19 protein-coding genes and 1 pseudogene are annotated in these 21173 nt (G+C 41.6%); all 20 read left to right on the plus strand.

The genetic code is table 11. From position 1 onward, the window contains the following. Window positions 1–7: 7 nt before the first annotated feature. A complete protein-coding gene (gene trmFO, locus PQ578_RS13690; protein ID WP_273834838.1) occupies window positions 8–1312 on the plus strand; it encodes an FADH(2)-oxidizing methylenetetrahydrofolate--tRNA-(uracil(54)-C(5))-methyltransferase TrmFO in 1305 nt (434 codons plus the stop codon). A 61-nt stretch (window positions 1313–1373) separates the two neighbouring features. Beyond that, window positions 1374–2279, plus strand: coding sequence for a tyrosine recombinase XerC (gene xerC, locus PQ578_RS13695; RefSeq protein WP_273834839.1), 906 nt, complete (start codon window positions 1374–1376; stop codon window positions 2277–2279). 20 nt (window positions 2280–2299) lie between these two features. Continuing rightward, entirely contained in the window at window positions 2300–2839 is a 540-nt protein-coding gene (hslV, locus tag PQ578_RS13700; RefSeq protein ID WP_098443372.1) for an ATP-dependent protease subunit HslV, read from the plus strand. A gap of 30 nt (window positions 2840–2869) precedes the next feature. Continuing rightward, window positions 2870–4264 (plus strand): ATP-dependent protease ATPase subunit HslU, encoded by a 1395-nt coding sequence (gene hslU, locus PQ578_RS13705; RefSeq protein WP_273834840.1) that lies wholly within the window; start codon window positions 2870–2872, stop codon window positions 4262–4264. A 21-nt stretch (window positions 4265–4285) separates the two neighbouring features. Then, on the plus strand, window positions 4286–5062 hold the full coding sequence (gene codY / locus PQ578_RS13710) for a GTP-sensing pleiotropic transcriptional regulator CodY (RefSeq protein WP_273834841.1): 777 nt from the start codon (window positions 4286–4288) through the stop codon (window positions 5060–5062). A gap of 286 nt (window positions 5063–5348) precedes the next feature. Then, complete coding sequence (gene rpsB, locus PQ578_RS13715) at window positions 5349–6080, plus strand: 30S ribosomal protein S2 (protein ID WP_224879778.1); 732 nt, start codon at window positions 5349–5351, stop codon at window positions 6078–6080. 100 nt (window positions 6081–6180) lie between these two features. After that, window positions 6181–7062: a translation elongation factor Ts gene (tsf, locus tag PQ578_RS13720; RefSeq protein WP_273834843.1), complete on the plus strand. Its 882-nt coding sequence runs from the start codon at window positions 6181–6183 to the stop codon at window positions 7060–7062. Between the two features lie 73 nt (window positions 7063–7135). Continuing rightward, window positions 7136–7861, plus strand: coding sequence for a UMP kinase (gene pyrH / locus PQ578_RS13725; RefSeq protein WP_098443377.1), 726 nt, complete (start codon window positions 7136–7138; stop codon window positions 7859–7861). A 1-nt stretch (window position 7862) separates the two neighbouring features. Next, window positions 7863–8420 (plus strand): ribosome recycling factor, encoded by a 558-nt coding sequence (gene frr, locus PQ578_RS13730; protein ID WP_224600123.1) that lies wholly within the window; start codon window positions 7863–7865, stop codon window positions 8418–8420. 91 nt (window positions 8421–8511) lie between these two features. Next, window positions 8512–9279 (plus strand): undecaprenyl pyrophosphate synthase, encoded by a 768-nt coding sequence (gene uppS, locus PQ578_RS13735; protein WP_098443379.1) that lies wholly within the window; start codon window positions 8512–8514, stop codon window positions 9277–9279. 21 nt (window positions 9280–9300) lie between these two features. After that, a complete protein-coding gene (locus tag PQ578_RS13740; protein ID WP_160919308.1) occupies window positions 9301–10107 on the plus strand; it encodes a phosphatidate cytidylyltransferase in 807 nt (268 codons plus the stop codon). Window positions 10108–10139: 32 nt separating this feature from the next. Further along, window positions 10140–11288 (plus strand): 1-deoxy-D-xylulose-5-phosphate reductoisomerase, encoded by a 1149-nt coding sequence (dxr, locus tag PQ578_RS13745; protein WP_273834845.1) that lies wholly within the window; start codon window positions 10140–10142, stop codon window positions 11286–11288. 15 nt (window positions 11289–11303) lie between these two features. Beyond that, entirely contained in the window at window positions 11304–12557 is a 1254-nt protein-coding gene (gene rseP / locus PQ578_RS13750) for an RIP metalloprotease RseP (protein ID WP_160919310.1), read from the plus strand. A gap of 42 nt (window positions 12558–12599) precedes the next feature. Next, window positions 12600–14219 carry a proline--tRNA ligase gene (locus tag PQ578_RS13755; protein ID WP_273834846.1) on the plus strand — a complete coding sequence of 540 codons (1620 nt, stop codon included), beginning with the start codon at window positions 12600–12602 and terminating at the stop codon, window positions 14217–14219. 79 nt (window positions 14220–14298) lie between these two features. Continuing rightward, window positions 14299–18588 carry a PolC-type DNA polymerase III gene (locus PQ578_RS13760; RefSeq protein ID WP_159782370.1) on the plus strand — a complete coding sequence of 1430 codons (4290 nt, stop codon included), beginning with the start codon at window positions 14299–14301 and terminating at the stop codon, window positions 18586–18588. Between the two features lie 158 nt (window positions 18589–18746). Then, window positions 18747–19217, plus strand: coding sequence for a ribosome maturation factor RimP (rimP, locus tag PQ578_RS13765; RefSeq protein WP_159782371.1), 471 nt, complete (start codon window positions 18747–18749; stop codon window positions 19215–19217). 18 nt (window positions 19218–19235) lie between these two features. Next, window positions 19236–20345 carry a transcription termination factor NusA gene (gene nusA, locus PQ578_RS13770; RefSeq protein ID WP_160919314.1) on the plus strand — a complete coding sequence of 370 codons (1110 nt, stop codon included), beginning with the start codon at window positions 19236–19238 and terminating at the stop codon, window positions 20343–20345. A 24-nt stretch (window positions 20346–20369) separates the two neighbouring features. After that, on the plus strand, window positions 20370–20633 hold the full coding sequence (gene rnpM / locus PQ578_RS13775; RefSeq protein WP_273834848.1) for an RNase P modulator RnpM: 264 nt from the start codon (window positions 20370–20372) through the stop codon (window positions 20631–20633). Further along, a complete protein-coding gene (locus tag PQ578_RS13780) occupies window positions 20634–20939 on the plus strand; it encodes a YlxQ family RNA-binding protein (RefSeq protein ID WP_098443388.1) in 306 nt (101 codons plus the stop codon). Between the two features lie 15 nt (window positions 20940–20954). Then, a pseudogene (locus PQ578_RS22490) lies at window positions 20955–21075 on the plus strand (translation initiation factor IF-2 N-terminal domain-containing protein); the annotation flags it as partial. Window positions 21076–21173: the final 98 nt, after the last annotated feature.

The raw sequence follows: 21173 nt of genomic DNA on the forward strand, positions 1-21173 counted from the left end.
TTTAGCAATGAGTAAACATGTGACGGTGATTGGCGCCGGTCTTGCTGGCAGTGAAGCCGCGTGGCAGCTTGCAAAGCGAGGAGTGGATGTTCATCTTTATGAGATGCGTCCAAAGAAGCAAACGCCTGCTCACCATACTGATAAATTTGCGGAGCTAGTGTGCAGTAATTCGCTAAGAGCGAATACGTTAACAAACGCAGTTGGAGTGTTAAAAGAAGAAATGCGAAAGATGGACTCTGTTATTATTAACTCGGCTGATGAATGTGCGGTCCCTGCGGGTGGTGCACTTGCAGTCGATCGCCATGAATTCGCCGCTAAAGTAACGGAGAATGTTAAAAACCATCCTAACGTAACGGTTTTTTCAGAAGAGTGCACAAAAATCCCTGATGGACCAACTATTATTGCAACAGGTCCTCTTACATCGAAAGATCTATCTGATCAATTGAAGGAGCTAAGTGGTGAAGAGTATTTATACTTTTATGATGCTGCTGCTCCCATCATTGAAACAGAAAGCATCGATATGGAAAAAGTGTACAAGAAGTCCCGTTACGATAAGGGAGAAGCAGCGTACTTAAACTGTCCAATGACGGAAGAAGAGTTTAACACGTTCTACGAAGCGCTTATATCCGCTGAAACGGTCCCGCTAAAAGAATTTGAGAAGGAAATTTTCTTTGAGGGCTGTATGCCGATTGAAGTCATGGCCCAACGTGGACAAAAAACGATGACGTTTGGTCCTCTTAAGCCTGTTGGATTAGAAGATCCTCGTACAGGAAAGCGCCCTTATGCTGTCGTGCAGCTGAGACAGGATAATGCATCGGGTACCCTTTACAACATCGTTGGATTCCAGACGCACCTTAAATGGGGACCGCAAAAAGAAGTGATTCGCTTAATTCCGGGTCTTGAGAATGCTGATATTGTTCGATATGGCGTGATGCACCGAAATACGTTCATTAACTCGCCTAATCTATTAAAACCAACCTATCAGTATAAAGAACGTGAGAATCTCTTTTTCGCTGGTCAAATGACGGGTGTTGAAGGCTATGTTGAATCGGCGGCATCAGGCTTAATTGCTGGGTTTAATGCTGCTCGGCTCATGAATGATGAAGAGCCAGTAGTATTCCCTGAAGAAACAGCACTTGGTAGTTTAGCGAATTATATTACGACAGCGAATCCAGATAATTTCCAACCGATGAACGCTAACTTTGGTTTGTTTCCACCACTTGAAACGCGGATCAAAAGCAAAAAAGAACGCAACGAAACGATCGCGAATCGAGCCTTAGAAACAATTCAGAATTTTGTAAAAAGATTGTAAATTTCTATTGCTAAGGCTTCTAAATTGTGTTACGATTTAGAAGCCTTTTGAGGTGATGACGATGAATGACAATCAACAAGCTCATATTCAATCATTTTCTGAGTATCTCCAGATTGAAAAGAATTGTTCACCACATACGATCTCAGGTTACTTACAGGATATTGAACATTTCCGGTCTTTTATGAAGCAGCAGACTATCGATGTCTTTGCTGCTGTTTCTTATGCAGATGTCAGAATTTATTTAACTGAGCTTCATGAGCGAGGTTACGCAAGAAAAACAGCAGCAAGAAAAATTTCAACGTTACGAAGCTTATATCGATTCCTTTTACGTGAGAACATTGTAGAGATTAATCCCTTTACAATGAGTTCCCTGCCAAAACAAGAAAAACGTCTGCCGCAATTTTTGTACGAAAAAGAACTTAACGTGCTGTTTGACACGCCAGATGTCACCAAGCCGCTCGGTCAACGCGACAGAGCGCTGCTCGAAGTACTATACGGGTGTGGCATACGAGTGAGTGAGTGTGTTGGGCTTAATTTAGAAGATATTGATTTTGCGATAGGGACGATTTTTGTACTTGGTAAAGGACGTAAGGAAAGGTATGTACCAATAGGGAGTTTCGCTATAGATGCAATGAAAGAGTATATTCACGATGGACGAGAACAGTTGCTATCGTCAGGGAAAGAGCCGACAAAAGCCCTGTTCCTAAATTTTAGAGGTAGTCGTGTGACGGCAAGAGGTGTTCGGACAATTTTAGATAAGATTGTAAAAGATGCTTCTTTGCATGTACATATAAGCCCGCATGTGATGAGACACACATTCGCAACCCATTTGCTGAATGAAGGGGCAGACTTACGTTCTGTGCAGGAGCTATTAGGGCATTCTGATTTATCATCTACTCAGATCTATACCCACGTGACGGGAGATCGATTGCGAAATATATACATGAACCATCACCCAAGAGCCTAAGTGCTCGGGAGGAGGAACTTATGGGAGACTTTCATTCTACAACGATATTTGCCGTTCAGCATAATGGTGAGTGTGCAATGGCTGGTGACGGTCAGGTTACATTCGGAAATGCTGTGGTCATGAAGCATACAGCTAAGAAAGTAAGAAGGCTTTTTCATGGAAAAGTAGTTGCGGGATTTGCAGGATCCGTTGCTGATGCGTTTACTCTTTTTGAGAAATTTGAGAGCAAGCTTGAGGAATTTGGTGGCAACCTTCAGCGTGCCGCTGTGGAACTTGCGAAAGAGTGGCGCAGCGATCGCGTGTTAAGGAAGCTTGAAGCGATGCTAATTGTAATGAACAAAGATGAACTATTGCTAATCTCAGGTACTGGTGAAGTGATTGAACCTGATGATGGCATTCTTTCAATTGGTTCAGGTTCAAACTACGCTCTTTCAGCAGGCAGAGCACTTAAGCGTTATAGTGATAACAAAACCGCTGAAGAAATTGCGCGAGCATCTATGGAAATTGCATCTGAAATATGCGTGTACACGAATGATCAAATTATCGTAGAAACCATTTAGTATATAAAATGTATCTTTGGAGGAGATCGTATGTCTAATCCATTAACACCGAGACAAATTGTTGAAAAGCTTGATCAGTATATTGTTGGTCAGAATGACGCGAAGAAGGCTGTCGCAGTGGCATTAAGAAATCGATACCGCCGTAGCCAGTTGAGCGACAAACTGAAGGATGAAGTGAATCCAAAAAACATCTTAATGATTGGACCTACAGGCGTAGGTAAGACTGAGATAGCACGTCGACTTGCTCGCCTTGTCAATGCGCCATTCATTAAAGTTGAAGCAACGAAATTTACTGAAGTAGGTTATGTTGGTCGAGATGTGGAATCAATGGTTCGTGATCTCGTGGAAACATCAATCAGGCTTGTCAAAGAAGATCGCATGGAACAGGTGAAGGGCAAGGCGGAAGAAAATGCGAACAAACGAATTGTGGAATTGCTTGTACCTTCTAGTAAAAAGCAAACCCAATACAAAAATCCGCTTGAAATGTTATTTGGTAATCAAGGACAAGAGGAAACAGGGAACCAGTCCACAAGTGAAGATCAGTCCATTGCATCAAGGCGGAAGCAAATGGCTCAGCAGCTCGCACTTGGTGAACTGGAAGATCGCATGATTACAGTGGAAGTTGAAGAGCAAAACAACTCCATGATGGATATGTTCCAGGGCGCTGGTATGGAACAAATGGGTATGAACATGCAGGATATGCTCGGCAACATTATGCCCAAAAAGAAGAAAAAGCGTAAGCTGCCTGTGTCAGAAGCAAGAAAAGTTTTAACACAGGACGAAGCAGCAAAACTCGTAGATATGGACGAAGTTGCGCAAGATGCTGTTTCAAAGACAGAACAATCGGGTATCATCTTCATTGATGAAATTGATAAGGTAGCTGGGAAAAGCCAGCAATCAGCCGATGTTTCAAGAGAAGGCGTTCAAAGAGACATCTTACCGATTGTAGAAGGCTCAACAGTAACAACAAAATATGGACCTGTTAAAACAGATCACATTTTATTTATGGCTGCAGGAGCTTTCCATATGTCAAAACCATCTGATCTAATCCCTGAGCTGCAGGGCCGTTTCCCAATTCGCGTAGAGTTATCTAGTTTAACAGTAGACGACTTTAAGCGGATTTTGACAGAGCCTGATAATGCGCTTGTGAAGCAATATACAGCTTTATTAGAAACTGAAGGTATTAAAGTTGAATTTTCTGACGATGCTATTCTTAAAATTGCTACAATTGCTACAGAAGTGAACCAGGACACGGATAATATTGGTGCGCGAAGACTTCATACAATTTTAGAAAAGCTTCTTGAAGATCTTTCATTTGAAGCGCCAGACATTAATCTAGACAGCATTACAATCACACCAGAGTATGTTGAGGAAAAGTTAGCTTCTATTGCGAAGAACCGTGACCTCAGCCAATACATCCTATAATACATACAGGAGGACAAAACAATGAATTTACTTGAAAAAACAAGAAAAATTAATGGTATGCTACAAAAGTCAGAGGGGCCGGTTAACTTCACCGATATGGCAGAAACGCTACGTGACGCTATTATGGCAAACGTATATGTTGTAAGCCGCAGAGGTAAGTTACTTGGCATCGCGATTAATCAAGAAATTGAGAACGAACGTATGAAGAATATGTTCTCAGAGCGTCAGTTTCCAGAACAATATACGCAAAATCTCTTTAACATTGGTGAAACGTCTTCGAATCTTGACATTACAAGCGAATACACAGCTTTCCCTGTAGAGAATCGTGATCTTTTCGAAAAAGGTCTAACAACGATTGTACCAATCGTTGGTGGTGGAAGCCGTCTAGGTACGCTTATTCTTTCTCGTCTAAGCGATTCATTCTCAGATGATGATCTTTTGTTAGCTGAGTACGGTGCAACCGTAGTAGGAATGGAGATTCTTCATGAGAAAGCAGAAGAAATTGAAGAAGAAGCAAGAAACAAAGCAGTCGTTCAAATGGCGATTTCTTCTCTTTCCTATAGTGAACTTGAAGCAATTGAGCATATTTTCGAAGAACTTGAAGGAAATGAAGGACTTCTTGTTGCAAGTAAAATCGCTGACCGCGTAGGGATTACACGTTCTGTCATCGTAAACGCTCTTCGTAAGCTTGAGAGTGCTGGTGTTATTGAGTCTCGTTCTCTAGGAATGAAAGGAACTTATATTAAAGTTCTTAACGATAAGTTTCTTGTAGAACTATCAAAACTGAAGACGCAATAATTGAGCAAACGCTCCGGGACTCTCGGAGCGTTTTTATTAGTATTTTCGGCATTTTTTGTGCGTGGTGCATTGAAATGCTAAACTTTTATATGGGTTATGAGAGTAAGGTAGTATAGGTATTCATGGAATTTAAGATTTAAACTTGCGACTTGTCACATGATATGATATATTAATCAACGGTGTTAATCACACACGCTTGTTGATTTGGAAAGTGGTGCTGCAGACGCAGTTTTTTCCGAAATAGATGCAAGCGGAGGATAAAAAAACCATTAGGAGGAACACAATCATGGCAGTAATCTCTATGAAACAGCTTCTTGAAGCTGGGGTACACTTCGGTCATCAGACTCGTCGTTGGAACCCGAAAATGAAACCTTATATCTTCACTGAAAGAAACGGTATCTACATTATCGATCTTCAAAAAACAGTGAAGAAAGTCGAAGAAGCTTATAACTTCGTTCGTGACATTGCTCAGGACGGTGGTAAAGTTCTTTTCGTCGGTACTAAAAAGCAAGCGCAAGATTCCGTTAAGGATGAAGCGATCCGTGCTGGTCAATACTACATCAACCAACGCTGGTTAGGTGGAACGCTTACGAACTTTGAAACTATTCAAAAGCGTATTAACCGCCTGAAGAGCCTTGAAAAGATGCAAGAAGACGGTACATTCGAAGTACTACCTAAGAAAGAAGTTATGCTTCTTAAAAAAGAAATGGATCGCCTTGAAAGATTCCTTGGTGGTATTAAAGATATGAACGGCGTTCCAGACGCAATGTTTGTAATCGACCCTCGTAAAGAGCGTATCGCTATTGCTGAGGCTCGTAAGCTTAATATCCCTATCGTTGCGATCGTGGATACAAACTGTGATCCAGATGAGATCGACTATATTATCCCTGGTAACGACGATGCAATCCGCGCTGTGAAACTTCTTACTGCTAAAATGGCTGACGCTATTATCGAAGTTAGCAAAGTAGAAGAAGAAGCAGAAGTTGAAGCGGTAGAAACTGAAGAAACATCTGTATAAGAACACAAAGGGGTGATAAAGGGGAACTCAAACCCCTTTATCACCTTTTTTTAACCCAAAAGGGTATGATTACATATCATAATTCAAGGAGGAATTACTAATGGCAGTAACAGCTCAAATGGTAAAAGAATTGCGTGCACAAACAGGCGCAGGAATGATGGATTGCAAAAAAGCACTAACTGAAAACGATGGTGACATGGACAAGGCAATTGACTGGCTTCGTGAGAAAGGTATCTCGAAAGCAGCGAAAAAAGCTGACCGCGTAGCAGCAGAAGGTCTTGCAACGATCGCTGTTGAAGGAAACAAAGCAGTAATCGCTGAAATTAACTCTGAAACTGACTTCGTTGCTAAGAACGAGAGCTTTACTTCTTTAATCAACGAAATCTCTCAACACCTACTTAAAGCAAATCCTGAGTCTGTAGATGCAGCTCTTGAAAGCAAAATGGAAAACGGACAAACAGTGACTGAATATTTGAATGATAAAATCGCAAAAATTGGAGAGAAAATTTCTCTTCGTCGCTTCCAAATCGTTGAGAAAACTGATGCAGATGCATTTGGCGCTTACCTTCACATGGGTGGACGCATTGGTGTTCTAACTCTTCTTGAAGGTACAACCGATGAAGAAGTAGCGAAAGATGTAGCAATGCACACAGCGGCAGTTAACCCTCGTTTCGTATCGCGCGATGCTGTTCCAACTGAAGAAGTTGAGCGTGAGCGCGAAGTTCTTAAACAACAGGCTCTTAACGAAGGTAAGCCTGAGAAAATTGTTGAGAAAATGGTAGAAGGCCGTATCAACAAATTCTTCGAAGAAATTTCTCTAGTTGATCAGCCGTTTGTTAAAGACACTGATCAAAAAGTAGGAAAGTACGTTGAATCTAAAGGCGCTACTGTAAAAGGCTTTATCCGCTACGAAGTTGGCGAAGGCATGGAGAAACGTGAAGATAACTTCGCTGAAGAAGTTATGTCTCAAGTGAAGAAGTAAAACAATGATAGGGAACACGCTGTGTTCCCTATTTTTCAAGAACAAATACTGATAAACATGCTGGAGGGTTAAAATGAGCGGAGCCAAGTATGAACGCGTTGTGTTAAAATTAAGCGGAGAAGCATTGTCCGGTGGAGAAGGTCAGGGAATATCACCTTCAATCGTTCAGTCTATCGCATCACAGGTGAAGGAAATTCATGAAATGGGTGTAGAAGTTGCTGTTGTTGTCGGCGGTGGAAACATCTGGCGTGGAAAAGTAGGCAGTGAAATGGGAATGGATCGTACGACTGCTGATTATATGGGGATGCTTGCTACTGTAATGAATTCACTTGCCATGCAGGATAGCCTAGAGAGCATTGGAGTTGAAACGCGTGTTCAAACTTCGATCGAAATGAGACAGGTAGCTGAACCGTACATCCGTCGTAAAGCCATTCGTCACCTTGAAAAAAAACGCGTTGTCATTTTTGCAGCAGGTACTGGTAACCCATACTTCTCGACAGATACAACGGCAGCATTGCGTGCGGCCGAAATTGAAGCAGATGTTATTTTGATGGCGAAAAACAACGTAGACGGCGTTTATACAGCCGATCCGACAGTTGACGCAACTGCGAAGAAGTATGACACTCTTTCTTACCTTGATGTACTCAAGGAAGGTTTAGCTGTAATGGACTCCACAGCTTCTTCACTTTGTATGGACAACGATATTCCACTTGTTGTCTTCTCGATCATGGAAGAAGGCAATATTAAGCGCGCCATTTGTGGCGAAGAAATTGGAACAGTAGTAAAGGGGAGAAATTAAGATGACGAAAGAAATCTTGAAAAACGCTGAAGAACGTATGCAAAATGGAATTTCAAGCTTAAAGCGTGAGCTAGCGACACTGCGAGCAGGAAGAGCAAATGCTTCTCTACTTGATAAAGTTCAAGTAGATTACTATGGTGCTCCAACACCTGTTAACCAACTTGCTGGTGTTTCAGTTCCAGAAGCGCGTATGCTATTGATCCAGCCTTACGATAAAACTGCGATTGGCGATATTGAAAAAGCCATTCTTAAATCTGACCTTGGCCTAACTCCTTCTAATGATGGAAATGTCATTCGTCTTACAATCCCAGCTCTTACGGAAGAGCGTCGTAAAGATCTTGTTAAACTCGTTAAGAAATATGCTGAAGAAGGCAAAGTTGTAATCCGTAACATTCGCCGCGATGCAAATGATGAGTTAAAGAAACAAGAAAAAGATGGCGACATTACAGAAGATGAACTTCGCCGCGGAAACGATGATGTGCAGAAGCTTACTGACAAGTACGTAGCTGAAGCTGACAGCATTGCTGCAGATAAAGAAAAAGAAATCATGGCAGTCTAATTCAATAACATGTAAAATAAGATAATAAAAGGACCCTCTTTTCCCACAGGGGGTTTTTTTGTTAAGTAAGTGACACAATGGAGGATTTGCAATGCTTGGGAAGTTCTCGAACTGGATGAGGAAGAATGAAGATGAGGAACAATTAGAAATTAACACATCTGCTAATATCCCAGGACATATTGCGATCATTATGGATGGCAATGGACGCTGGGCCAAGAAGCGAGGTCTCCCACGTGTGGCTGGCCACCGTGAAGGTGTGAAGGTAGTGAAGAAGATTGTTCGAAAGGCAAATGATCTAGGCGTTCATTATTTAACACTCTATGCGTTTTCAACTGAAAATTGGAAACGACCGAAAGAGGAAGTAGACTTTTTGATGAAGCTCCCAGAACAATTTCTACTTAGCCACCTGCCAGAGTTGATTGAGCAGAATGTTCAAGTACGAATAATGGGAGAACGAGAGCAGCTGCCCCCCCATACGTTCAAAGCCATTAGCAAGGCAGTAGAAGAAACGAAAGATAACACCGGACTTATTCTTAATTTCGCACTAAACTATGGCAGCCGTCATGAAATGAAGATGGCCATGCAGCGGTTATTAAGTGATGTGAAAAAGGGGATACTGACAGAAGAAGAGATTACGGAAGAGAGAATTTCTTCCTATTTACTCAGTAGTCAATATCCGGATCCGGATTTACTTATACGGACAAGCGGAGAAATACGCTTAAGTAACTTTATGCTCTGGCAGCTGGCTTACACAGAACTATGGTTTACAGAAGTTCTATGGCCTGATTTTACAGAGCACCATTTTGTTGAAGCCGTACAGGAATATCAGCGAAGAGGTAGACGTTACGGCGGGGTGTAAGTGTAGGAGGACATTAATGTAATGAAACAACGAGTTATAACGGGTGTGATTTTTGGCGCCCTCTTGTTAGGAATGATTGTAATTGGAGACTGGCCGTTCATTCTTTTGATGGCGTTAGTTGCCACAATTGGAATGGTTGAATTGTTACTGATGAAGAAAATCACATTGGTTTCACTTCCTGGCTTACTTGCTATCGTCGGAACGTGGATTCTTGTCATGCCTGATGACTGGATTGCTTCACTAACATCATCTGTTTTTACCAAAATTGATCTCTTGTTTTTCGGACTGCTCATTTTACTTGCAATGACGGTTCTGACGAAAAATAAGTATAGTTTTGATGAAAGTTCTTTTATTATGATGGCGTCGCTCTATGTTGGTTTAGGTTTTTATTACTTCACAGCAACTCGTTATCTTGGTGAAAGTAATTTAGACGGCATGATTCATTTGTTCTTTATTATTTTTCTCATATGGGCATCTGATTCTGGAGCCTATTTTGTGGGACGATCACTCGGTAAGAAAAAACTTTGGCCACATATATCTCCAAACAAAACCGTTGAAGGTGCAGTTGGAGGCGTTGTGATGGCCTTAATCGTAGGAATTGTTTTTCAACTGATTTATCCGGTATATGATTCCATGGTTGTTGTTCTAATCGTATCGGTGTTAACGTCTGTTTTTGGACAGATTGGTGATCTTGTTGAATCTGCGTTTAAGCGTCATTATGGAGTGAAAGATTCCGGCAGTATCTTACCAGGGCACGGAGGGATACTTGATCGATTTGATAGTCTTATATTCGTTCTCCCCCTTCTGCATTTACTTAACCTGGTATAGTCGAAACAGAGTGGATTGGAGGAACGAATTTTTTGAAGAAAATTAGTTTACTTGGAGCATCTGGCTCGATCGGTGTTCAGACTCTCGATATCATAAGAATGCATCCTGATATGTTTTCCCTTGTCGCATTTTCCGTTGGGAAAAATGTTGAAAAAGCGGTCGAAATAGCGGAAGAGTTTAAGCCAAAGTTGTTGTCTGTCCAAAAGAAAGAAGATGCTGATTCACTAAGAAGAATGATTTCAAGGAAAACGAAAATTGTTTATGGAGATGAAGGGCTTTTAGAAGTTGCTTGCCATCATGAATCAACCGTTCTCGTTAACGCAATTCTTGGAAGTATCGGCCTTTCTCCAACCTTATCAGCGATTGAACAAGGAAAGACAATTGCAATTGCGAATAAAGAAACGCTCGTTACAGCAGGCCATTTAGTAACAGAAGCTGCAAAAAAACATGGGTCTGCCCTTTTGCCAGTAGATAGTGAACATTCAGCACTGTTTCAGTGTTTGAATGGTGAAAAGCAGGAGCAAATGGAACGGCTTATTTTAACGGCTTCAGGAGGTAGTTTCCGAGATAAGAAACGAGAAGAGCTCACTGGAGTTAGCGTTCACGATGCCCTAAATCACCCAAATTGGTCGATGGGAGCTAAAATTACGATCGATTCAGCAACGATGATGAACAAAGGACTAGAAGTGATTGAAGCCCATTGGTTATTTGGAACGCCCTATGATCAAATAGATGTCGTGCTTCATAAAGAAAGTATCATTCACTCAATGGTAGAGTACATAGACGGAAGCGTCATGGCGCATCTAGGTACTCCGGATATGCGAATTCCAATTCAATATGCACTTAGCTATCCTGATCGACTTGAAATCAGAAATGCAAAACGGTTAAACTTATGGGAAGTTGGTCAACTACATTTTGAACAAGTGGATTACAACCGCTTCCGTGCATTAAAGCTAGCTTATGAGGCTGGCCGTGCTGGTGGTTCACTTCCAGCCGTATTAAATGCAGCAAATGAAACGGCCGTTGCCGCATTTCTTGAGGGTAAAATCGATTTCTTAACGATCGAAGAGCTCGTAGAAAAAGCGATGGAGAAACATGAGGTTATTCAAAATGCGTCGCTTGAAGAAATACTTGAAGTTGATTCTGAAACAAGATTACGAGTTCAGTCATTAATTAAATAAAGGTGGTAAGTGGATATGAACACTGTGATTTCGATCATTATCATATTCGGAGCACTCGTTTTTTTCCATGAATTGGGTCACTTGCTTCTCGCAAAGCGTGCGGGAATCTTGTGTCGAGAATTCGCAATAGGCTTCGGACCGAAAATCTTCACATTTAAAAAAGGGGAGACGGTTTACACAATCAGGCTCCTACCTCTTGGTGGATTTGTCCGAATGGCCGGAGAAGATCCTGAAATGATTGAGTTAAAACCAGGTCAGCGTGTTGGTCTTCTTTTCAATGATCAAAACAAAGTGTCAAAGATTGTGATTAACCAAAAGTCAGCTTATCCTAATTTAAAAGAAGTAACGGTGGAAGAAGCTGATCTAGAGCGTGGCCTTTTTATTAAAGGCTACGAAGGTGAAGATGAACCCGCCGTTGTCTATCCAATTGATGAGACGTCCCATTATGTGATGGACGGTTCAGAATTTCAAATTGCGCCATACGATCGTCAATTCGGATCAAAATCCCTTTGGGATCGTTTCCTGGCTATTTTTGCTGGGCCGGTAATGAATTTCTTGTTAGCAATCGTGATTTTTATTGCACTCGGTTTATTACAGGGAACACCAACGAATCAAGTGAAAGAAGTTGTCGATGGAAGTCCTGCTGAACAAGCAGGTATGATGAACGGTGACGTGATTACTGAAATCAATGGAACAGAAATAACGGGATGGAATCAAATGACCTCGATTATTCAGGAAAATGCCAACAACCAACTTGGCTTTAATGTGGATCGTGAAGGAGAGAATGTTTCCCTATCGATTACTCCTGAAAAACAGGAACTTTCAGAAAACCAATCGGTTGGTCGAATTGGTGTTGCACCTGAATATCAGGTGAATTTCTTGGATTCCATTGTATTTGGCTTTACTTCAACCTATGAATTTGGAAAAGCGATCTTTGTAGGGCTTGGGCAACTTGTTACAGGCCAACTGTCGATCGATGCATTCTCTGGACCAGTAGGTATTTATAGTTATACGGAAGAAGCAGCTTCAGGCGGCCTTTATGTCCTGATGAGATGGGCTGGGTTCTTGAGCATTAATCTAGGGATCTTTAATTTATTGCCGCTTCCAGCACTTGATGGAGGAAGACTTCTCTTTATTGGTGTTGAAGCATTACGAGGAAAACCAATCGATCCCCAAAAGGAAAGCCTTGTTCACTTTATTGGCTTTTCGTTCCTCATGTTGCTGATGTTAGTTGTAACATGGAATGATATCCAGCGCTTCTTCTTATAAGAGCGACAGGACCCGTTTTAAGAATGAAATGAGGTGCAGGAGATGAAACAATCAAAATACTTTAATCCAACCCTTCGTGACAATCCAGCTGATGCAGAAATTAAAAGTCATCAGCTCCTTGTCCGAGCGGGTTTTATGCGTCAAAATGCGTCAGGTATTTATTCATACCTTCCATTAGGCAAAAAAGTATTAATGAAAATCGAAGAAGTAATCCGGAAAGAGCTCGATGGAGTTGGGGCACAGGAGCTCTTAATGCCAGCGATACAGCCAGCTGAATTGTGGCAGGAAACAGGTCGTTGGGATGTTTATGGACCTGAGTTAATGCGATTAAAAGATCGTCACGGACGACCTTTCGCACTTGGGGCTACGCATGAAGAATTAATTACGAGTCTTGTTCGAGATGAGCTAAAATCGTACAAGCAGTTGCCTGTTACGTTATATCAAATTCAAACAAAATATCGCGATGAGCGTCGTCCTCGCTTTGGCTTGCTGCGTGGCAGAGAATTTATTATGAAAGATGCTTACTCTTTCCATTCTTCTGATGAGCAGCTTGATGACGCCTATCAGACGATGCATAGCGCGTATAGCCGTATCTTCACAACACTTGGTTTAAACTTCCGTCCAGTTGTGGCTGATTCTGGAGCAATGGGCGGAAAAGATACAGAAGAATTTATGGCACTTTCTAGCGTTGGAGAAGATACGATTGCATACAGCGACTCTTCGGATTATGCTGCTAATATTGAGATGGCAGAGGTCCACGTTACTTATCAGAAACCAGATGAGGCAGAAGCTCCTTTAACTGAAGGAAAAGGTGAGGCTTCAGCAGATCGCCAAATTCATGCAACGCTACTTAAAGTACAAGAGGAAACCATTCTTGTCTTAGTAAGAGGCGATCATGAATTAAATGACATCAAGGTGAAAAACCTTTTTGGCACTGATTTGGTGGAAGTCATAAACGAAGAAGTAGATGTGAAAACATTTGGTGGAAAGATTATGGCCGATCATGCTGTTAGTTCGATTGTAAATGGTTCTTTAACAGGTAAGCATGCTTATCAAAATGTGAATCCGGATCGTGACCTTAACATCGAACGTTATGAAGACCTTCGCTTTATTCAAGAAGGAGATCCATCTCCTGATGGGAACGGTACGATTGTATTTGCAGAAGGCATTGAAATTGGACAGGTATTTAAACTTGGTACAAAATATAGTGAAACAATGGGCGCGTCTTACCTTGATGAGGGTGGAAAAGCGAAACCGATGATCATGGGCTGTTACGGCATCGGGGTCTCAAGAACGCTCGCAGCTATAGCTGAGCAAAATGCAGATGACAATGGACTTAGATGGCCACTAGCTGTGACTCCGTTCGATGTTCATTTGATTACGATTAACGTGAAAGATGATGAGCAGACAGCTTTATCTGATCGCCTATATGATACATTACGTAATGAGCGCTATGATGTTCTTTACGATGATCGTAAAGAGCGTGCGGGCGTTAAGTTTAAAGATGCGGACCTCATCGGACTTCCGGTCAGAGTGATTGTAGGTAAGAAAGCTAGTGAAGAGATAGTCGAAGTAAAGCGAAGAGATACAGGTGAGTCTATGGAAGTTGCAGTTAATGACTTGAACAAGACAATCCAGCAGCTTTTAACACAAATGAACTAAAACTGTGGATAGGTGCCATTGGTACCTTCCACCTTTTTTTTCGCTACCTCTTCGCATTTTAAGAAGGAGGAAGAATTGAATGGACCAGGATTTAAACATACGGAAAGAACGTCTCCAGCTGCTCCTTCAACAAATATCGGTTCCAGAAAAATTCGTTGACTACTTCAAGGATGGGTACATTTCAAAGTTAACGGTCTATAAAGAAACGAGGAAGTGGCATTTTGACTTTCACTTTCCAGACGTTCTTCCTTTTCATGTATACGAGCTATTTCGCAGTCGCTTGCAAGATGGATTAAAGCACATTGCCGAGGTGACCTATAGCATTGCTACGGACTCAGGAGGAAATGAAGAACTTGCCATGGCTTATTGGGAAAATGTTGCGGAACTAATGCAAGATCATTCTGCGTCTTTAACCAACGTTTTAAAAAAGCAAACTCCGAAAATTAGTGGCAATAAGCTAATCGTTACGGTACGTAATGAAACAGAAGCAGCGATTGCTAGAAGAAAATTAGCAGCACCGCTAGCTGACTGTTACACAAATGCAGGCTTTCCGAAATACATGCTTGAAGTAGAAGTGAAAGCTTCTGAGCAGGATTACCAGAAGTTTGTTGAACAAAAGCAGCAAGAAGATCAATCTAAAATGATGGAAGCTTTGATTGAAAAAGAAAAAGCAGATAAATCTTCAAGCAAGAACGTGCCGGATTCACTTGTCATTGGATACAAAATTAAAGAAGATCCCGTGCCAATTGAAACGATTCAAGATGAAGAACGTCGTATCGCTGTTCAAGGTTATGTTTTCCACGCCGAAACAAAGGAACTTAGAAGTGGTCGAACATTATTAACCTTTAAAATAACGGATTATACGGATTCAATTCTAGTTAAAATGTTCTCTCGTGATAAAGAAGATGTGCCGATTTTAGAAGCTGTTAGAAAAGGCATCTGGGTGAAAGTTCGCGGTGGCATTCAAAATGATACGTTCGTTCGTGACCTTGTCATGATTGGGAATGATTTAACGGAAATCAAACCTGACTTGCGACAGGACGAGGCACCTGAAGATGAGAAACGAATTGAACTGCATGCGCATACGCAAATGAGTCAAATGGATGCAGTTAGTACAGCTGGAGGGTTGATCTCTCAGGCAGCTAAATGGGGGCATCCAGCGATTGCCATCACGGATCATAATGTTGTTCAATCATTTCCTGATGCTTACGCTGCTGGTCAAAAGCATGGCGTTAAAGTGATTTATGGTCTTGAAGCTGATCTTGTCGATGATGGTGTACCGATGGCGTACAATGAAGCAGATCGAGATCTTGAAACAGGTACTTACATCGTTTTTGACGTTGAAACGACCGGACTGTCCGCTGTTTACAACAAAATAATCGAACTCGCAGCTGTAAAACTAAAAGATGGTGAAATTGTTGACAAATTTGAGCGTTTTGCAAATCCGCATCATCCGCTTTCTTCAACAACAATTGAACTAACGGGTATTACCGATGATATGGTGACGAATGCACCTGAGATTGAAGATGTAATTAAAGATTTTCATGAGTTTATGGGAGATGACATTCTCGTTGCCCATAATGCTAGCTTTGATATGGGTTTTTTGAATGTTGGATTACGTAATGCCGGTTTAGGCGAAGCGACGAACCCGGTTATTGATACGCTTGAATTGGCTCGTTTTCTTTATCCTGAAATGCGAAATCACCGATTAAATACGCTATGTAAAAAGTTTGATATTGATCTTACACAGCATCACCGAGCGATTTATGATGCGGAAGCTACAGGGTATTTATTATGGAAGCTAGTGAAGGATGCTCTTGAGCGAGAGATAACGAATCACAATATGCTAAATGACAATATGGGCCAAACGGGTTTTCAGCGTACTCGTCCGTCTCATACCATTATTTTGGCGAAAAATGATGTTGGGTTAAAGAATTTATTTAAGCTTGTTTCACTATCGCATATCGATTATTTTTATCGAAGCGCTCGGATACCACGTTCTAAGCTTGAGAAGTACCGAGAAGGCCTGCTCATTGGTTCTGGATGTGATAAAGGGGAAGTATTCGAAGGGATGATGCAAAAGTCTCCTGAAGAAGTTGAGGACATAGCGAAGTTCTATGATTACCTCGAAGTTCAGCCACCTCAAAATTACATGCATTTAATTGAGAAAGAACTTGTTCAAGATGAAATGGCTTTAAGAGAGATTATCGGTAAAATTGTGAAGCTTGGTGAGAAATTGAACAAACCCGTCGTAGCGACTGGGAATGTCCACTATCTCGAGCCGGAAGATCATATCTACCGAAAGATTTTAATTAAAGCCCAAGCAGGTAACCCGTTAAATCGTCAAACGCTTCCGCAGGTTCACTTTAGAACGACGAACGAAATGCTTGATTGCTTTCATTTCCTTGGTGCAGAAAAAGCGAAGGAAATCGTCGTTCAGAAGCCACAGGTAGTGGCCGATTTAATCGACGACATTAAACCGATTAAAGACGACCTTTTCACACCTCGAATTGAAGGTGCTGATGAAGAAATGCGTCAAATGAGCTATGGTATGGCTAGAAGTATTTATGGCGATGAGCTTCCTACTATTGTTGAAGAAAGACTTGAAAAAGAGCTAAAGAGTATTATCGGTCACGGTTTCGCTGTTATCTACCTTATCTCTCATAAGCTTGTAAAAAAGTCGCTAAACGACGGCTATCTAGTAGGATCTCGTGGTTCAGTAGGGTCTTCTTTTGTGGCGACCATGACAGAAATTACGGAAGTTAACCCATTACCGCCGCATTACGTCTGTCCTTCTTGCAAGAAATCGCAGTTCTTTGATGATGGGTCAGTAGGATCAGGGTTCGATCTTCCTGATAAAAACTGTGAAGATTGTAATATCCCTCTTACAAAAGATGGGCACGACATTCCGTTTGAAACGTTCCTAGGGTTTAAAGGAGATAAGGTACCCGATATTGATTTGAACTTCTCGGGTGAATATCAGCCTCGTGCCCACAACTATACGAAGGAACTGTTTGGGGAAGACAATGTGTTTCGTGCAGGAACAATTGGTACGGTTGCTGAGAAAACGGCGTATGGTTATGTAAAGGGATATATGGGGGATCATGATCTTCACTATCGAGGAGCTGAGATTGATCGCCTTGTATCAGGGTGTACAGGCGTGAAACGGACTTCTGGACAGCACCCGGGTGGAATTATCGTTGTCCCAGACTATATGGATATTTATGATTTTTCACCAATCCAATTCCCAGCAGATGATAAGACATCCGCATGGAAAACAACCCATTTTGATTTCCATTCCATTCATGATAATCTTCTGAAGCTTGATATCCTTGGACACGATGATCCAACGGTTATTCGTATGCTTCAAGATTTAAGTGGCATTGATCCTAAAACAATACCAACTGATGATGCAGAAGTTATGAAGCTCTTCAGCGGAACCGAGTCTCTTGGCGTTACACAAGATCAGATTATGTGTAAAACAGGAACCTACGGTATTCCGGAATTCGGAACACGTTTTGTTCGTCAAATGCTTGAGGATACGAAACCAAGCACTTTCTCAGAACTTGTACAAATCTCAGGTTTATCCCATGGTACTGATGTATGGTTAGGAAATGCCCAAGAGCTTATCCAGGCTGGGACGTGTAACTTAAGTGAAGTAATTGGTTGTCGGGATGACATTATGGTTTACTTGATCTATAAAGGTCTTGATCCGTCTCTTGCATTTAAAATCATGGAGTTCGTGCGAAAAGGGAAAGGACTTCAGGAAGAATGGGTAGCGGAAATGAAGAAGCATGATGTTCCTGACTGGTACATTGATTCTTGTTTGAAAATCAAGTACATGTTCCCGAAGGCTCACGCAGCTGCGTATGTATTAATGGCTGTTCGTATTGCTTATTTCAAAGTGCATCACCCGATACTTTTCTATGCTGCTTATCTAACAGTAAGGGCAGATGATTTTGATATCGATACAATGGCAAAAGGATCCAATGCGATTCGAGCAAAAATCGAAGAGATTAACGAAAAGGGACTTGATGCATCACCAAAGGAAAAAAACCTCTTAACGGTGATGGAGATTGCGCTCGAAATGTCAGAACGCGGTCTTCGTATGCAGAAGGTTGACCTTTACCGATCAAAAGCTGCTGAATTCGTCGTTGACGGGGATTCACTCATCCCTCCGTTCAATTCTCTACCTGGAGTTGGAACGAATGCTGCAATCAACATTGAAAACGCCAAAGAAGCAGGTGAGTTTCTTTCTAAAGAAGATTTGCAGCAGAGAAGCAAGATTTCGAAGACAGTGCTAGAATATTTAGATGATCATGGATGTCTTGAAGGACTTCCAGATGCTAACCAGCTCAGCTTGTTCTAAAGAGGAGCCTTCGCTTCTCTGTTGAATTGGTTATATGAGTATGGTATAGTAATTGTGGAAATACTAGTGAATACACACGCGACGGAAGAGTGGGGCTATCCCACTCTTTCGTTTTCGATTGGGACCCTGCTGTACAGGATCAGAAAGGAGGACAACCAATGAATGAAAATGTGATTACGGTTACTGAAGAACTAGTAAAACCAATAGTAGATGAAATGAACCTGGAACTTGTAGACATAGAATTCACGCAGGAAGGCAAGAATTGGTTTCTCCGTGTCTATGTCGATTCTCCTCGAGGTGTTGATATTGAGGAGTGCGGGACAATTAGCGAAAAGCTAAGTGAACAGCTAGATAAACATGATCCAATTACACAACCTTATTTCCTCGAAGTTTCTTCCCCAGGTGCAGAGCGCCCGCTGAAGAAAAAGACTGATTTCGAGAAAGCGGTTGGAAAACAAGTCTATATGACAACTTACGAACCAATAGATGGAGAGAAAAGCTTTGAAGGTAAGCTTTCTGATTTTGATGGTGAAACGGTTGTGATTGAACAGCGAGTGAAAACGAGAATTAAAAAGGTAGAATTACCTTATGAAAAAGTAGCAAGCGCAAGGCTTGCGGTTGTTTTTTAATTAAAGGGGAGAATGAAAATGAAGAGTAGTGAGTTATTAGATGCGCTAACCATTCTTGAAAAAGAAAAAGGCATCAGCAAGGATATTATCGTTGAGGCGATTGAAGCAGCGCTTATTTCCGCGTACAAGCGAAACTTCCATCAGGCACAAAATGTAAGAGTCGATTTTAATCAGGACACTGGTTCGATCCGCGTATTTGCTCGAAAAGATGTCGTGGAAGAAGTGGAAGATTCTCGTCTTGAGATCTCACTCGAAGATGCGAAAGACATTGATCGTCAATATGAATTAGAAGATATCGTGGAAATCGAAGTAACGCCTCGTAATTTCGGTCGTATCGCAGCTCAAACAGCGAAACAAGTTGTTACTCAACGTGTCCGTGAAGCAGAACGTGGGATCATATTTAGCGAATTTATTGAACGCGAAGACGATATCATGACCGGAATTGTTCAGCGTCAAGATCATCGTTTTATTTATGTTGACCTCGGTCGAATCGAAGCACTTCTCCCTGCAGGTGAACAAATGCCGAATGAAACGTATCATTCTCATGATCGTATTAAGGTATATGTGACGAAAGTTGAAAAAACAACCAAAGGGCCACAGGTGATGGTTTCAAGAACTCATCCTGGCCTTCTTAAGCGTTTATTTGAACTTGAAGTGCCAGAAATTTTTGACGGTACTGTAGAAGTGAAGTCAATTTCACGTGAAGCCGGCGATCGATCAAAAATTGCCGTTCATGCCGAAGATCCTGAAGTGGATCCAGTTGGCTCTTGTGTAGGACAACGCGGTCAACGTGTTCAGGCAATCGTAAATGAGCTTAAAGGCGAGAAGATCGATATTGTCAGCTGGTCTGAGGATATTGTTGAATATGTAGCAAATGCTCTTAGTCCTTCAAAAGTACTTAAAGTAAATGTAGATGAAGAAAACAAAATGACTCAGGTTATCGTACCAGACTATCAGCTCTCTCTTGCGATCGGGAAGCGCGGTCAAAACGCCCGTCTCGCAGCAAAGCTTACAGGATGGAAAATTGATATTAAGAGTCAATCTGAAGCGGAAGAACTTGGCATCTATAGTGCTGATGAAGCTCCTCTTTTCGAGGAAAATGACGCTGAAGATTCAGAGCTAGATTAAGCAAGATCGGGAGAGGTGTCCATCGTGCAAAAACGTAAAATTCCGATGAGAAAATGTGTCGCCTGTCAAGAAATGAAGCCAAAAAAAGAGCTCGTTCGAATTGTTCGTTCGCCTGAAGGGGTTATATCGATCGACCAAACGGGTAAAAAGAATGGACGAGGCGCATACCTTTGCAACAAAGAAGAGTGCTTTACTCTTGCTAAAAAGCGAAATTCTTTAGCGGCTCATCTAAAAGCAGAAGTGACGGAAGATATTTATGCTGACCTCGCAGAATCGCGGTCAAACTAAATGAACAACAAGAATTGGGAGTCACTTCTAGGACTTGCTCAGCGTGCTGGCAAAGTTGTGTCTGGAGAAGAACTTGTGGTGAAGGAAATTCAGCGCAAAAGCGCCAAACTCGTTTTAATAGCGAATGACGCATCAGACAACACGAGAAAGAAAATTACGGATAAAGCAACTACTTATAAAGTCCCAGTATGTTTTGTTACAGGGCGCTATGAACTTGGTCATGCAATTGGCAAAGTTCAACGAGTCACGATAGCCGTTACTGATGCAGGGTTTGCGAAGAAACTTCACGCAATGCTCGATCAATAACTCGGGGGTGATCGTATGAGTAAGATGCGAATTCATGAGTATGCAAAAGAACATAATACTACTAGTAAGGATGTTATCGAAAAGTTAACAAGCATGAATATTACGGTAAAAAATCATATGTCTGTGATTGATGATCAGGCGATGGCTAAGCTTAATAACGATTCGAAACAATCCAAAAAGGGAAGCGACAAAAACAGTATGGAAAATAAAAACAATCGAAACAACCCAAAAGCA

The sequence above is a fragment of the Guptibacillus sedimenti genome, assembly GCF_028610665.1.
Classification (GTDB): domain Bacteria; phylum Bacillota; class Bacilli; order Bacillales; family Guptibacillaceae; genus Guptibacillus; species Guptibacillus sedimenti.